The 13,605-nt window shown below is 70.1% G+C and carries 13 protein-coding genes; 6 read left to right on the top strand and 7 right to left on the bottom strand.

Going from position 1 to position 13,605, the window contains the following annotated elements; genetic code table 11:
• The first annotated feature begins 40 nt into the window (after positions 1–40).
• The gene (gene fdxA / locus JRI60_RS32150; RefSeq protein WP_204219754.1) at positions 41–376 is read left to right on the top strand and encodes a ferredoxin FdxA; all 336 of its coding nucleotides are present in this window, start codon (positions 41–43) and stop codon (positions 374–376) included.
• 115 nt (positions 377–491) lie between these two features.
• On the opposite strand, the gene JRI60_RS32145 is transcribed toward fdxA, so the two are convergent.
• From JRI60_RS32145 to JRI60_RS32135, 3 genes are all read right to left on the bottom strand, one after another.
• On the bottom strand, positions 492–1,262 hold the full coding sequence (locus tag JRI60_RS32145; RefSeq protein ID WP_204219753.1) for a hypothetical protein: 771 nt from the start codon (positions 1,260–1,262) through the stop codon (positions 492–494).
• Between the two features lie 133 nt (positions 1,263–1,395).
• On the bottom strand, positions 1,396–2,454 hold the full coding sequence (locus tag JRI60_RS32140; RefSeq protein ID WP_204219752.1) for a hypothetical protein: 1,059 nt from the start codon (positions 2,452–2,454) through the stop codon (positions 1,396–1,398).
• 14 nt (positions 2,455–2,468) lie between these two features.
• A complete protein-coding gene (locus tag JRI60_RS32135; protein ID WP_204219751.1) occupies positions 2,469–3,629 on the bottom strand; it encodes an MFS transporter in 1,161 nt (386 codons plus the stop codon).
• Positions 3,630–3,709: 80 nt separating this feature from the next.
• Here JRI60_RS32135 and JRI60_RS32130 point away from each other — a divergent pair, with 80 nt between their 5' ends.
• Positions 3,710–4,183, top strand: coding sequence for a GNAT family N-acetyltransferase (locus JRI60_RS32130; RefSeq protein WP_204219750.1), 474 nt, complete (start codon positions 3,710–3,712; stop codon positions 4,181–4,183).
• Positions 4,184–4,329: 146 nt separating this feature from the next.
• Here JRI60_RS32130 and hrpB read toward each other — a convergent pair whose 3' ends face one another.
• From hrpB to JRI60_RS32110, 4 genes are all read right to left on the bottom strand, one after another.
• Positions 4,330–6,894, bottom strand: a complete 2,565-nt coding sequence (gene hrpB, locus JRI60_RS32125; RefSeq protein ID WP_204219749.1) for an ATP-dependent helicase HrpB — start codon at positions 6,892–6,894, stop codon at positions 4,330–4,332.
• Between the two features lie 38 nt (positions 6,895–6,932).
• Positions 6,933–8,015, bottom strand: coding sequence for a hypothetical protein (locus JRI60_RS32120; RefSeq protein ID WP_204219748.1), 1,083 nt, complete (start codon positions 8,013–8,015; stop codon positions 6,933–6,935).
• Positions 8,016–8,098: 83 nt separating this feature from the next.
• Positions 8,099–8,803: an HAD family hydrolase gene (locus JRI60_RS32115; protein ID WP_204229177.1), complete on the bottom strand. Its 705-nt coding sequence runs from the start codon at positions 8,801–8,803 to the stop codon at positions 8,099–8,101.
• A gap of 109 nt (positions 8,804–8,912) precedes the next feature.
• Positions 8,913–9,560: a HEAT repeat domain-containing protein gene (locus tag JRI60_RS32110; protein ID WP_204219747.1), complete on the bottom strand. Its 648-nt coding sequence runs from the start codon at positions 9,558–9,560 to the stop codon at positions 8,913–8,915.
• A 377-nt stretch (positions 9,561–9,937) separates the two neighbouring features.
• Between JRI60_RS32110 and cglB the strand changes: the two genes are divergently transcribed.
• From cglB to rlmB, 4 genes are all read left to right on the top strand, one after another.
• Positions 9,938–11,191, top strand: a complete 1,254-nt coding sequence (gene cglB / locus JRI60_RS32105) for an adventurous gliding motility lipoprotein CglB (RefSeq protein WP_204219746.1) — start codon at positions 9,938–9,940, stop codon at positions 11,189–11,191.
• A gap of 60 nt (positions 11,192–11,251) precedes the next feature.
• The gene (locus JRI60_RS32100; RefSeq protein WP_204219745.1) at positions 11,252–12,220 is read left to right on the top strand and encodes an ATP-grasp domain-containing protein; all 969 of its coding nucleotides are present in this window, start codon (positions 11,252–11,254) and stop codon (positions 12,218–12,220) included.
• Positions 12,221–12,289: 69 nt separating this feature from the next.
• On the top strand, positions 12,290–12,739 hold the full coding sequence (locus tag JRI60_RS32095; RefSeq protein WP_204219744.1) for a hypothetical protein: 450 nt from the start codon (positions 12,290–12,292) through the stop codon (positions 12,737–12,739).
• Positions 12,740–12,742: 3 nt separating this feature from the next.
• Positions 12,743–13,588 carry a 23S rRNA (guanosine(2251)-2'-O)-methyltransferase RlmB gene (rlmB, locus tag JRI60_RS32090; protein ID WP_204219743.1) on the top strand — a complete coding sequence of 282 codons (846 nt, stop codon included), beginning with the start codon at positions 12,743–12,745 and terminating at the stop codon, positions 13,586–13,588.
• Positions 13,589–13,605: the final 17 nt, after the last annotated feature.

The raw sequence follows: 13,605 nt of genomic DNA, 5'->3' as shown, positions 1-13,605 counted from the left end.
GTGCGCGCGCACGGACTCAGCCCAAGAGGAGAATTTCACAATGGCGTACGTGGTCACCGAGCCTTGCATCAAGTGCAAGTACACCGACTGTGTCGAGGTCTGCCCGGTCAATTGCTTCTACGAGGGGTCCAACTTCCTGGTCATCCACCCCGACGAGTGCATCGACTGTGGCGCGTGTGAGCCGGTCTGCCCGACGAAGGCGATCTTCCCCGAGTCGGACCTGCCCTCCGAGTACGCCGAGTACAAGGCGCTGAACGCGCAGTTCGCCACCCAGTGGCCGAACATCGCGGAGAAGAAGGCCTCGCTGCCCGACGCCGAGGCGTTCAAGGACAAGAAGGGCAAGCGCAGCATGCTGGAGCCCAAGCCCGGCAAGTGAGCAGCTGGACTCTCCGCTGGATTCCCTCTCCCTCTGGGAGAGGGGCAGGGTGAGGGTCGTGCCCGAGGCCCTCCGCCGAGAGGCGTGAGGGCCTTTGTCCTGCCCGGAGTCTCTCTCACGTGGTGAGGAAGGCACTGAGCTTCAGCCCCCGTGCGGCCAGGGCCTCGCGGATCCGGGCCAGCTCCTCTTGGGGCAGGGGGCCACGCCGTCCCTGGATGCGCAGGGCCACCTCGCGAGCGCCCGTGCGCTCCACCTCCACCGTGGCGTTCAGCGCTCCGCCCAGGTGCATCGCCAGGGCGGGCCGCCGCGACTTCACGAAGACCTCGATCTTCTCGATGAGCTCCAGGGCCGCCTGGGCACGGGCCTCGGGAGTCGGTGCGTCCACGCTCGCCGCGCCAGGTCCTCCCGCGCCCCCCAGACGTGCCTCCGTGGCGGAGACCCCCTCCACCTGGGGCGTGGGTGAGGCGCTCTCGGGGCCCCGAGAGACAGGGGCGGAGTGGGGCGTCACCGGATCCGCGCGCGGCTCTCGGGCCAGCTCCCGGACGAGGAGCTCCGTCACGCGCTGCTGTGCCCGCTCCTGGTGTGTCTGGTGGGCCTCGCCGCGCACGTCCCGGAGCCGGTAGGCCTCGGCGCTCATGCCTTGCCGCACCTGTCCGAGGTGCTCGCTGCTGGCGTAGGCCCCTCGGGGCGGTGTCCGGGCCAGCCCGGTAGTGGCCAGGGTTCCGGTGGCTCCACGCGCGGGTGTCACGGGCGCACGGGCGACCTGTCCTCCTCGGAGTGGCGTCTTCGCCGCCTCCGGGTGGGCCTTCTTCAGTGCTTCCTGGAAACGCCCCTTGTCCGGCGCGGACCGGGTCGGCGCCGCCTTGTCACGATTGTCGATCTTCATGGAGCCTCGGGGAGCGGGGTGGGACCCGAGGGGAGGAGCACGGCCCATGCCAGGAGGCTCACGCCGGAGAGCCAGGGACGAGGACTCTCCGGCGGTGGACGGGCGGCTCCGAGGTGAGACGGAGCGGAGCGATCTAGCGGCTCGGCTGGCCGAAGGCGCCCGGCTGAACGGGGGAGGAGCCCATGAGATCGTTGGTGGCGAAGGGACACCGGGCCACGACGTTGGGGTCCGCCAGGACGGCGCCCTGGGACCAGTCGCGGTCCTGGAAGATGAGGGCGTCGCGGATCTCCACGTCGTCCACCGCCTTCTTGAAGGCCCAGAAGCGCCCGCGCACCATCAGCCGGGCGCCCTTGGGAATGCGGCTCAGGTCCAGGTACTGCTGCTGGGCGAGCCGCGCGGTGATGTTGACCATGGGCGGCTTGGTGGGCGTGCCGTAGATGTTGAGCTGCCCGGCGTTGGGATCCGGCGGGTACCACACCATGCGGGCCACGGCGGTGGGCGGCTCCTCCTCCTCGGCGGGCTCGCCCTTGCGCTTCTTGGGCTTCTTCTTCGGCTTCTCGATGCGCACGTCGAGCAGCTCGATGTTGCCGAAGGCCACCTGCCGATCGAGGTAGTTCTCCCGGAACTGCTTCTCGGCCGAGCTGGCGGCGGTGGCGTTGGCGCGGCGGACCTCGATCTCATAGCGCTCGCGCAGGGCCGGGAGGGTGAGGAAGAAGCTGTCGATGGGCTGCAGCCCCTCGGAGAGGAAGCGCAGCTTGCCCACGTCGATGGTGCCCACCACGGGCCCGAGGGTGGACGCGGTCTGCATCCACGCGGGTGGCAGCTTGTGGTCGATCAGCACGCGCCGGACCATGGCCACCATGTAGGCGCTGCCCTGGAAGCGCTGAGTGCTCAGCTGCGTGTTGAGCGCCTGGACGAGCATGGGGTCCAGGTAGAAGTTCTCGTCACGCTTGTGGAGCACGGGGGCCGTCTCCCCGAGCAGGGTCAGCAACCCCCCGAGGAGCTGGACACAGCCCGGGTCGTTGGTTCCCTGCGCGAGGGCCTTGTACAGGCCCGTCTTGAGGAAGCGGCGGTCGAAGTCCTCCTCCTTGATGTTGGGCACGTCGTTGCCAGCGCCGAAGAAGACCTCGGGCTGGGCGGCGGCGGGGAGGGAGAAGAGACAGAGGACGAGTGCGAGGAGGGCGGATCGCATCGCGCCGTAGGCTATCACGCCGGGCGGACGGACTCCTGGGGAGTGATGCGGAGAACGAGCGCGGTGGAGGCCAGCTCGAGGACGCTGGCGACGGCGAAGAGGCGGTGGCCCCCGAGCCAGTCGTAGCCGGCCCCGGCGGAGGCATAGCCCACCAGGCCTCCGACCCCGAAGGTGACGGCGGCGAAGAGGCCCTGGCCGGAGGAGCGCAGGTGGGGAGGGACGCGGCGGGCCACGAAGGCGATGGCGGACACGTAGAAGGCGCCGAAGGTCATGCCATGGAGGGAGGAGAGGGCGGCGATGACGGGAGCCGAGGTGGCCTGGGAGAGGCCCGCCCAGCGCAGGGCGCTCACGACGAAGGCGAGGGCCAGCAGGTGGCGGGGTGAGATGCGCTCGGCGACGCGGGGGTAGAGGAGCATCACGCCCAGCTCGGCGGCGACTCCGAGGCCGGCGGACAGGCCCACCACCGAGGGACGCAGCCCGAGCGAGCCGACGAAGATGGAGAAGGTGCCGTGGTAGGGCGCGCAGGCGATCCAATGGAGGGCGGAGGCGGCGAGGAGCCAGCGCAGGTCGCGGTCGGCCAGGAGCCTGAGACCGGAGAGGGGGTGGAGGGTGCTCTGGGTGGGGACTCCCGGCTCTTGGAGGGTGAGGCTCCAGAGGGCGAGCGTGGCCAGGAGTGCGAGGGGAACGAGGACGGTGGCGCGGCCCACGGAGTCCACGAGGAGGCCGAAGAGGGTGGAGGAGAGCACGAACCCGAGGGAGCCGAAGAGGCGCAGGTGGGCATAGGAGCCCCCGGTGCGGGCGACGTGCTGGAGGGCGAGGCTGTCCACCAGGGGAGTGATGGAGGAGGCGAAGAAGGCGTAGGCCGCGAAGGTGAGGACGAGGGTGGGGAAGCGGTCGACGAAGAGCAGGGGGCTGAAGCCCGCGCACATGCCGATGGCGAGCACGGTGAGGACGCGGTTGGGGCGGCCGGTGCGATCGGCGAGATGGGCCCAGAAGTGAGGAGCTCCCAGGGCCAGCAAGGGGCTGAGGCACAGGAGGAGTCCTACCTGGGTGACGGAGAGTGCGAGGGACTTGAGGTAGGCGGGGAGGAAGGGCAGGACGATGCCGGTGACGCTGAAGTAGAGGACGTAGAAGCCGATGATCGGGAGCCGTCCGGCGGCTTGGATAGGGGGCATCGTGTCGGGGGAGCGCTTAAAACGAGGGGGTGCCTTTTGGTCTGTTTGACCCGCCAGCTTTTGTGTACCTTGCCCGAGCCATGTCGACCCCGGAGAATCCCCAGCCTGTGACCATCGCTCAGATCAAGAGCGAGGCGGAGTTGTTTCAGGCGCTCGCCATCCGCGAGGTGGTGTTCATCGAGGAGCAGCACGTCCCCGAAGGCATCGAGCGAGATGCCGAGGATGCGAAGGCGTACCATGTAATGGCGTTCCAGGGAGGGCACGCCATCGGGACGGGACGTCTGGTGATGCTGCCCGAGCCGCCACCAGGAGAGCGCGGGACGTGGGCGCAGATTGGGCGCATGGCGGTGCTCCAGGCGCACCGCAAGGCGCGAGTGGGTTCACTGCTGCTGACGGCGCTGGAGGACGAGGCGCGGAGGCGTGGGGTGCACGGCATCATGCTGCACTCGCAGCTATACGCGCTTGAGTTCTACAAGAAGCAGGGCTACGAGCCGTTGGGCGAGGTCTTCAAGGAAGCGGGCATCGACCACCTGGAGATGCGCAAGAAGCTGTAGCCCCCGAGGTCCCCCAACAACCCCTCTCCCTTCGGGAGAGGGACGGGGTGAGGGTACCTCGCCTCCCAGGTCGATCCCGTGTCCGCCCCCTCTCCCTCTGGGAGAGGGCTGGGGTGAGGGTTACCCATTCCTTCCCGTTCATCCGTCTAAATCCGCCGTCCACGCTCGGCGGGGGTCTGCGCATGACGAGGATCCTCGGGCCAGCTGTGCTTGGGATACTTGCGGCACAGCTCCTTGCGGATGGACGGGTAGTGGCGCTCCCAGAAGCCGGCGAGGTCGGTGGTGACCTGGACGGCGCGCATGTTGGGGGCGAGCAGGTGGAGCACGAGGGGCACCCTGCCGGCGCACACACTGGGGCCCTGGGCCATACCAAAGAAGTCCTGCAAACGGGACTCGACCCAAGGGGGTTTCCCGGGCTCGTAATGAACCTTCGCGGTACGCCCACCGGGGAGGGAGACCTTCTCGGGGGTGTGGTTGGCGAGGAGCCGGGCCTGATCGGAGGAGAGCCGTGACTGGAGGGCGTCCAGGAGGGACACGCCGTCGAGGTCCGCGAAGCTCCGGGCACCGGCGCACAGGGACGCGAGCGCATCGCGCATGAACGAATCGTCCACGGTGGGAAACCCGGCCTCGGGGAAGGCCTGGGCGAGCAGCGCGACGCGGGTGCGCCACTGCAGGAGGGCCTCGGGGTCGGCGAAGCGGCCGGGGCCGGCGGCGAGGGCCTGCTCGACGAGGACGCGCGCGGCCGCCTCGGAGGGAGGGGCGGGGGTGCGGGTCTCCTCGAGGACGAGGTTGCCGTAGGCCAGGCGGGTGATGCGCTCGACGCGCCTGGCGTCGGGGTTCCACTGGAGGGTGTCCACCTCCTCGAGGGCATCGGGGTACAGGTCGAGGAGCCACTCGGGCTCGACGGAGCTGGCGAGGCGGACGATGACGCCGCGGCCGGGGCGCTCCTCGACGTCGACGGCGACCATGAGCTCGGGCTCCTGGACGACGCTGACCTCGGAGAGCTGGGCGGTGCCGCCGCCGAAGAGGAGCAGCTCGGGGGAGCGGGCCTTGCGGCGCCGGGCCACGCGGTCCGGGTAGCCGGCGAGCACGCTGAGCATGAGCGCCTGTTCCACCTCTTCGGGGCGAGAGGGCCGCTTGCCCTGTTCGCGCACGGCGCGCCGGAGCTGTTTCTGGACCCGGTCCACGGCCTGCACCGCTCCCTGTTCCAGGGAGAGCGACTGCACGCGGCCGGAGGAGAAGTTGGAGCGCTCGGCCTCGCGGAAGCGCTCGAGCAGCTCCAGCAGGTCCGAGGGACCGGCGACGACGTTGGCGGCCCGGCCGGGGCCGGAGAGGTTGGTGCGCGCCTCGCGGCGGATGTCGCGCTCACCGACGAGGGCGGCGAGGAGGGCCGAGTCCGCGCCGACGCCGCGCCGCTCACCCTCGACGATGATGCGGGCCTGGCGCGGGTGGAGGGGGAAGCGCAGAAGCCGCTGGCCGATGTCCGTGACGGAGCCCTGGGAGTCCACGGCGCCCAGGCGGCGCAGCAGGGTCTCCGCGGCCTCGAGCGAGGCGGGCGGAGGCGGCTCGAAGAAGGGGAAGGAGACCAGGTCCTTGATGCCGGAGGCGCGCAGGGAGAGCACGGTCTCGGCCAGGTCCATGCGGCGGATTTCGGGGGCGTCCTGCTCGGGGCGGCCGTCGAAGTCGTGCTGGGTGTAGAGGCGGAGACAGTGACCGGAGCGGGTGCGGCCAGCGCGGCCGGCGCGCTGGGTGGCGGAGGCCCGGCTCACCTTGGCGAGCTTGAGGATGGGCAGCCCGGACCAGGGCGAGTGCGAGGCCACGCGGGCGAGGCCGCTGTCGATGACGGCGGCGACACCGTCGATGGTGACGGAGGTCTCCGCGACGTTGGTGGAGAGGATGATCTTCCGGCGCGAGCCGCGGCGCACGGCGCGATCCTGCTCGGCGGGGGGCAGGTCGCCGTGGAGGGGGAGCAGGTCGATGCCATGGCGCTCGGCGAACTCGGCGCAGGTGTCCCTGGCGCGGCGGATCTCTCCGGCGCCGGGGAGGAAGACGAGCACGTCACCGTCGAGGCCGTTGGAATGGAGCCGCTTGATGGCGGAGAGCACCTGGGCATCCAGGTAGCGGTCATCGGCGGTGGGGAGGTACTCGAGGCTGACGTCGAAGCGGCGGCCCTCGGAGCGCAGGGTGGGGCAGCCGTCGAGGTAGGCGCTGATGGGGGCGGCCTCGAGCGTGGCGGACATGACCACGAGCTTCAGGTCGGGCCGGGGTCCCTGCTGGAGGCGGCGCAGGAGGGCGAGCGAGATGTCGGCGGAGAGGTGGCGCTCGTGGAACTCGTCGAGCACGACCACGCCCACGTCGCGCAGGGTGGGGTCGGAGAGGAGGCGGCGGCCGAGAACGCCCTCGGTAACGAAGGAGAGGCGGGTCTTGGGGCCGCGGACGTCCTCGAAGCGGACCTGGTAGCCGACGGTCTCGCCCACGCGCTCGCCGATCTCCTCGGAGACGCGCTGGGCGGCGAGCCGGGTGGGGAGGCGGCGGGGCTGGAGGACGACGATCTCCTTGCCCTGGCCGAGGCCGGCTTCGAGCAGGGCACGGGGCACTCGGGTCGTTTTGCCGGCGCCGGGAGGGGCTTCCAGCACGAGCGACTTCGCGCCACGCAGGGTGGAGACGATCTCGGGCAGGAGCGGGTCGATGGGGAGGGCGACGTCGGCCATGGCCGAATCCTCTTAACGGAGGCCGGAGGGCCTCGCTTTCAGGCCGACTCCGAGGACGTGGACTTGGAATCGCCCTTCTTGCGTCCTCGCTTGGCGGCCGCCTTGGGGGCGGACTTCGTCTCGGGGGTGGGAGAGGGCTCCGGAGCGGCGGCCTCGGCGGGAGGAGGCTCGGCGGCCGGGGGGGCGGGAGGCTGCTCGGGAGCGGGCTGGGCCTCGGGGGCCGCGAGCGAGGCCTCGCTCATGGGCTCGGTGGAAGCCAGCGCGTCGGCGGGAGCGGCCCCGGAGAGCGCGGCGAGCTCGGCCAGCTCGGCGGCACTGGGCTCGACGGAGTCGGTCTCAAGGGGCCCTGGCTCGGGGGCGAGGGCCTCGGCGGCGGCGAGCTCGGCGTCACTGACCTCGGGCGAGTCGAGGAAGGGCAGCCCGCGGCCGGCGCGCTTGCGAGGCTTGGCGGCGAGGCCCGAGTTCTCGAAGGCATCCGGGACGGGGGCGAGGGCGGCCTCGGCGAGACAGCGGGCCTGACGGAGGGCGAGATCCAACCGCTTGCCGAGGGCGATGAGCTCGGCGCGGAGGGGAGCGGCCTGCTCGTGGGGGAGCTGGACGGGGACGAAGCTGGACTGCCACTGGGAGAAGGCGGCGGCGACCTGGTCGAGGACGGGGCGGACGAAGGAGAAGTCGTCGCGGGCGAGGATGCGGGAGACGTAGGAGGACTTGAGGCGGCGCTCGTAGCCGGAGACGAACTCCTGGATGGCGTCGCGGGAGGCTCGGCGGAGCTGGGGGAACTTGAGGTGGGGGAAGAGGGCCTCGATGACGGGGGCGCGGCTGCTGGCGCAGAAGGTGATGCCGGCGTGGAGCTTCTCGAGGGAGTCGACCCAGAGGTTCTGGAGGGTGTAGGCGAACTCCTCGCGGACCTCCTCGAGCTCGGGCAGATCGCGGACCTTCTCGAGGATGGAGGCAGCGGGGGCGCGCTCGGTGCGGAGGATCTGGATGGCGGTGGCCAACCACTCCTTCTCGCGCTCCAGGCCCGAGCGGCCCGCGAGCAGCTCGTCGGCGGCGGCGAGGCGCGAGTCGAAGGCCTCGGCGAAACGGACGAGATCGTAGGCTTCCAGGGTGGACAGCGACATGGGGAGGGCCTCCTCGGGTCCCGGGCGGGACGGCGGGAGATACCACACCCGGGGCGGAGGGGAGCCCGAAGAGCGAACCCGGCTCAACGCCCGTCGAGCAGGGCGGCGAGCGCTTCGCGGGCGGTGAAGTCAGGGAAGGCGTACTCAGCGCCGGAGGCGATCAACGCCTCGGGGGTGAAGCTGCCGGTGCCGACACCGATGCAGGTGGCGCCAATCCCCTTGGCGGCGGCGACATCCTTGGGGGTGTCACCGATGACGACGACGCGACACTCCTCGAGGGGGGCACCGAGCAGGGAGGCACCGCTGCGGGCGCCATGGCGGATGAGCTCGACGCGGTCCTCGTGGTCGCAGCCGAAACCACCGAAGGAGAAGCGGTCGTGGATGCGGACGCGCTCGAGCTTGATGCGAGCGCCCTCGCGCACGTTGCCGGTGCCGAGGCCGACGGCGAAGCCCTTGCGGGAGAGGGCGGTCTCGACGGCCTCGCGCATGCCGGGGTGGAGGCGGTAGTCGCGGTCATCGACGAGGGGGACCTCCTGGGCGAGGAACTGGAGGTAGGAGTCGATGACGGCGGAGATGGCGTCGGGGGAGGGGTGGACGCCGATGTTATCGAGCGCCTTGCGGACGATGGCGCGGTCGGTCATGCCGGACATGCTGAAGGAGTCACAGGCATCGATGCGGCCATGAAGCTTCTGGAAGGCGAGATTCATGGAGCGACGGCCGGCGCCGCCGGTGGTGACGAGGGTGCCATCGATATCGAAGAGGAGGACGGTGGGGCGCATGGCCCCCATGTAATGGAAGGCCGGTCCCGATGCGAGCCTCACTCTCCTCCCTCTCCCTCCGGGAGAGGGGTCGGGGGTGAGGGTAGCGAGCGCCGCGAGTTGCGCGCTGCGAGCCCACCTACGGCTCAATGTAGCTCAACCCGCGCTGGATGGCCTCGCGAACCTCCAGGCTCTCCTCGACAGGCAACCGTTCCTCCAAAACCTTGCGAGCCTCGGCGCCGCCCATGCGTCCGAGGGCCTGGGCGGCGGTGGCGCGCACCTGCTCACTCCGATCCTCCAGGAGGGGCATCAGGAGGGGAACGGCCTCGAGACCCGCGCGGCGGCCCAGGGCGACGGTAGCGGCGGCGCGAAGGGAGGGGGGAGCCTCGGAACTGCGCAAGAGCTGCTGAAGCCGCTGGGAGGCCTCGGGGTGGGAGACGACGGCCATGGCGGCGACGGCGCGGGTGCGTTGGGGCTCGGGGGCGTCGGGGTTGCCGGCGAGCCCGGAGAGCTCGGTGAGGGCCTCGGGGCCAAGGGGAGCCCAATCGGCCTCGCGCGGGAGGGACTCGGGGCTCTCCAGCAGGCGGAGGATCTCCTGGTGCAACGACGCGGGGGCCTTGGGCGTGCTGGGGGAGGAGGGGGGCATCCTGGCGGCGGAGGCCTGTCCGAAGGGGGCGGGGCTGATCAGGAGGAGGGAGGCGAGAGCGCTCGCCCGGACGAGGTGGGCGGACCACCCGCGGGAGGGCAGGGGGGCGCGATCGGAGGCGGGCGGAGGGGAGGAGGACATGGAGAAGCTCCCTCGGACGGACGTTCGACGGGCCCAGGTTATAGGCCGGAGACCAGGGCGGATGGGATGCACCCGGGGTGCTTTCGTTGAGAACCGCGAGTCGCTTTCATTGAGAGTGGATTGTTGAATCGTGGTGGTGTTGGGTTGAAGGGATTGGGAGCGCCGCCAAGGCCCGCGCCGCCAGGGGTGGATGTGATGGGGCTGGCGTCGTTGTGGAGAATGACGGAGGGTGCACGCACCCTTGCCCTTTAGGTAGGCCTGGGGTGGAGGCTGGCCGAGAGTGCGTACGAGAGGGTATCCTCGGCGCGTTTTCGGGGCCGGTTCCCTGTGAGCGCGGGCATGTCCCGCGCCTGATGATCGAGGAGCGACTTCAATCTATGCGCGCCAAGCTGAATCTTCTGAGCGCCCTGGTGTTGGGCACCCTGGGTGGAGTGCTTGCCACGGGATGCCAGACCTATGACTTCGAACCGGTGGAGCCGCTGGCCATCACCCAGACGACGGAGACGCGGCGGATAGAGGCGCGTGAGCGCAAGCCGAACCTGATGCTGCTGGTGGACACGTCCGGCTCGATGACGGCGCCGGCGGACCCGAGCCTCGCGGCCTGCAAGAGGAACAACGTGGTCTGCGGCGACGACACGTTCCAGTGCCCCATCTCGAGCGGCTGCGACACGCGCTGGAGCGCGCTGCAGAAGGCGATGGGAGACTTCCTGGGCACTAGCGGGACGATTGCCCGCATCGGCCTCACCACCTACCCGTCGGATGACTACTGCGGCTCCACGGGCTCGGTGGCGATTCCGCTGCCCACCGCGGACAAGGAAGACGATGTCACGCTCGATGCCAATGCCAAGAGTGTGTTGGCGGAGATCCAGAGCATCAAGACCTATAGGACGGCGTCGAACGACCGGGTGCCGGTGGGTGGTACGCCCACGGGCCTGAGCCTCGAGTACGTGGGCAAGCTTCCGGAGCTGCAGACGGAGGAACGGTCCGACTTCGTGGTGGTGCTGACGGACGGACTGCCCAACTGCAACGCTCAGTTCCCGAAGCCGTACCCGAACTCCGCGTGCTTCTGCACGCTGGAAGGTGGCTGCGAGTACGCTCCGGAGGACGGCTGCCTCGACAAGGACGCCTCGGTGGTGGCGGTGGAGAAGCTGCGCGCCAAGAACATCCAGACCATCGTCATCGGCTTCGGCGCGGACTTCAACTCCGGCAATGAGTCGGGGCGCCAGGGCGCGGCGACCCTCAACGCCATGGCCAGGGCAGGTGGCTTCGCGCGCACGTGCAAGGTGGACCTGGACTGTGGCACGGGCGACACGTGCGACAAGGCCGCGGGGGTGTGCACCCGCGGCTTCTATCAGGCGGCCAACAGGACCGAGCTGGTGAATGCGCTGAAGGAGATCACCAAGAAGATCGGATCGGATCCATGCCTGCTGACCTTCGATCCCGAGGAGCTTCCGAGCACCGATGATCTGGTGGTGGTGTACCTGAACGGCGAGCGTGTGGATCAGGGTCCGGACACCTGGACCATGTCGGGCGATACCATCCGCTTCACGGGCTCCGTGTGCGCGCGCCTCGGGGAGTCCACGCCGGCCAACCCGGCGAACATCGAAGTGCGAGCCGTCCGGAAGCGGTAGCCCCCAGGGGCGGCTTTACGCGGTGAGGGGTCGGGGCTATGTCTCCGGCTCCCGCCGCCCATGAAGATCACCATCCTCTCGCGCTCCGCTTCCATTTCGTCCACCAGACGTCTTGTCGAGGCTGGACGCGCGAGAGGGCACCAGGTGCGAGTGCTCAACCCGGTCCGGGTGGAGATGCACCTGGATGGGAAGAGCGCCAACCTCTACTACCGGCGCCGCAAGCTGTCGCCGTGCGACGTGGTCATCCCGCGCATCGCGCAGTCGATCAGCAACTATGGCCTGGCGGTGGTGAACCAGTTCGCCATGTGCGGGATTCCGCTGGTGAACACGGCGCGGGCGATCGCCGAGTCGCGCAACAAGATGCGCTCGCTGCAGCTGTTGTCGGCGCATGGCATCCACATCCCGGCGACGGTGATGGCGCGCGATGCGGGGGACCTGAAGGCCATGGTGGGGCTGGTGGGGGGCGTGCCGGTGCTGGTGAAGCTGCTGCAGGGCCAGGAGAAGCACGGGGTGATGGTGTGCGAGAGCCTCCAGTCGTTGGAGGCGGCGCTCGAGGCCATTCTCGGACTGGGGCACAACCTGGTCGTCCAGCAGTACGTGGAGAACACAGGGAAGGACGTGCGGGTGCTGGTGGTGGGAGGGAGGGCGGTGGCGGCGGTGCGGCGCCGGCCGAGGATTGGCCGACTGTCCTACACGCTGAACCGGGGAGCGCGGCTGGAGGGCCTCCAGCTCACGGAGGCCCACCGGCTGGCGGCGGAGAAGACGGCTAGGCTGGTGGGGCTGGAGGTGGCGGCGGTGGACCTGCTCGACGTGGAGGAGGGGCACCCCAAGGTATTCGAGGTCAACAGCTCGCCGGCCCTTCCGGAGATGGAGAAGGCCACGGGGTTGGACCTGGCCAGCATCATCATCCAGCGCGCCGAGGAACTGGGCGCCGGGGGCCCGAGGGTGGGGCTGCCGGAGGCGGAACCGGAGCCGACGGTGCCGCCCCGGCGGAAGCGTGCCTCCAAGGCCTCGTCGGGCGGTGCGTGAGCAGAAAGAGCCCCCGGGCATCGGGGTGTCGGTTATAGGGTGGACCCGACCGACGAAGGAGGAAGAACCATGCTGCACGTCCGACGCATCACCTCGCTGGCCGCCGCGGTGGTGGCCCTTGCTTGCGCCCAGGCTCATGCCGAGGGGCAGGTGGATCCGACGACCCTCTATGAGGTGAGCACGGAAGGCACGTCCACCCAGGTGAAGGCCGGAGAGCAGGGCGTGTTCGTGCTGTCCATCAAGAGCAAGCAGGGGGCCCATGTGTCCGACGAGGCGCCGCTGAAGCTGGAGCTCAAGGGCACGCAGCTCACGCCCGCCAAGGAGAAGCTGGCGCTGACGGACTCGGTGGCGAAGAAGGCCGCGGGGCAGCAGTTCGTGGATCCGCGGTTCGAGGTGCCGTTCAAGGCATCGGCGGCGGGCAAGGGCACGGTGGACGCGAAGCTCACCTTCTTCATCTGCACGGAGTCGCTCTGCGCCCGGCAGCAGAAGACGTTCTCCATTCCTGTCGAGGTCCTCTAGTCCGTGGCACGCCAGCGTTCGTCCAGGGGCAGTGAGCGTGGGGAGCGGGGAGGAGACCGTGAGCGCGGGGGAGACCGTGAGCGCGGCGAGCAGCGCTACGTGTACGGGGTGAACCCGGTGCTCGAGTCACTGCGGGCGCACGCGGAGCGGGTGGAGCGCCTGCTCATCACCGAGGGGCAGCTCTCGGCGAAGGCGGCGGCGGAGATCTTCAGCCGCGCGAGGGACGCGGGCATCCGGGTGGATCGGGTGCCCCGGGAGCGCCTGGCGGTGCTGGCGGACGGTGGAGTGCACCAGGGCGTGGTGGCCGAGCTGCGTGGCTTCGAGTACGCGGATGTGCAGGACCTGCTGGACGCGGCCGAGGCGAGCGGGCGGCCTGCCCTGTTGGTGGTCCTGGACGGCATCCAGGATCCGCACAACTTCGGGGCCATCGTGCGCTCGGCGCACGCGCTGGGGGCGCACGGAGTGGTCATCGCGAAGGACCGGGCGGTGCCGGTGACGGGCGTGGTGGCCAAGGCCTCGGCGGGAGCGGTGGAGCACTGCCCCATCGCGCGGGTGGTCAACCTGTCCCGGACGCTGGAGGAGCTGAAGGAGGCCGGGGTGTGGATCGCCGCGGCGGACCCCCACTCGAACGAGCCCATGTGGAACGCCCGGCTGGACGGCCCGTTGGCGGTGGTGGTGGGGGCCGAGGGAGCAGGCGTGCGCCAGGGGGTGCTCGAGCACTGCGACTTCCGGCTCAGGATTCCGATGCTCGGTCAGGTGGGTTCCCTGAATGCGTCCGTTTCGGCGGCGATTCTGCTATACGAGGCCGCCCGGCAGCGGGGGACGTCGCGTCCCGGTGCTGGAAGATGAACCGTCCGGATCAAACT

It is taken from the genome of Archangium violaceum, assembly GCF_016887565.1.
Taxonomy (GTDB): domain Bacteria; phylum Myxococcota; class Myxococcia; order Myxococcales; family Myxococcaceae; genus Archangium; species Archangium violaceum_B.
The sequence above is the reverse complement of the archived record's forward strand: the minus strand, read 5'-3'. Positions and strand labels throughout refer to the sequence as shown.

What these genes read in the sequence shown, in the direction of transcription:
- cglB (WP_204219746.1), top strand. Translation starts at nt 9,938, where the DNA reads ATGCGCGCCAAGCTGAATCTTCTGAGCGCCCTGGTGTTGGGCACCCTG.
- JRI60_RS32130 (WP_204219750.1), top strand. Translation starts at nt 3,710, where the DNA reads ATGTCGACCCCGGAGAATCCCCAGCCTGTGACCATCGCTCAGATCAAG.
- JRI60_RS32120 (WP_204219748.1), bottom strand. Translation starts at nt 8,015, where the DNA reads ATGTCGCTGTCCACCCTGGAAGCCTACGATCTCGTCCGTTTCGCCGAG.
- fdxA (WP_204219754.1), top strand. Translation starts at nt 41, where the DNA reads ATGGCGTACGTGGTCACCGAGCCTTGCATCAAGTGCAAGTACACCGAC.
- JRI60_RS32115 (WP_204229177.1), bottom strand. Translation starts at nt 8,803, where the DNA reads ATGGGGGCCATGCGCCCCACCGTCCTCCTCTTCGATATCGATGGCACC.
- JRI60_RS32095 (WP_204219744.1), top strand. Translation starts at nt 12,290, where the DNA reads ATGCTGCACGTCCGACGCATCACCTCGCTGGCCGCCGCGGTGGTGGCC.
- JRI60_RS32145 (WP_204219753.1), bottom strand. Translation starts at nt 1,262, where the DNA reads ATGAAGATCGACAATCGTGACAAGGCGGCGCCGACCCGGTCCGCGCCG.
- JRI60_RS32100 (WP_204219745.1), top strand. Translation starts at nt 11,252, where the DNA reads ATGAAGATCACCATCCTCTCGCGCTCCGCTTCCATTTCGTCCACCAGA.
- JRI60_RS32140 (WP_204219752.1), bottom strand. Translation starts at nt 2,454, where the DNA reads ATGCGATCCGCCCTCCTCGCACTCGTCCTCTGTCTCTTCTCCCTCCCC.
- JRI60_RS32110 (WP_204219747.1), bottom strand. Translation starts at nt 9,560, where the DNA reads ATGTCCTCCTCCCCTCCGCCCGCCTCCGATCGCGCCCCCCTGCCCTCC.
- JRI60_RS32135 (WP_204219751.1), bottom strand. Translation starts at nt 3,629, where the DNA reads ATGCCCCCTATCCAAGCCGCCGGACGGCTCCCGATCATCGGCTTCTAC.
- hrpB (WP_204219749.1), bottom strand. Translation starts at nt 6,894, where the DNA reads ATGGCCGACGTCGCCCTCCCCATCGACCCGCTCCTGCCCGAGATCGTC.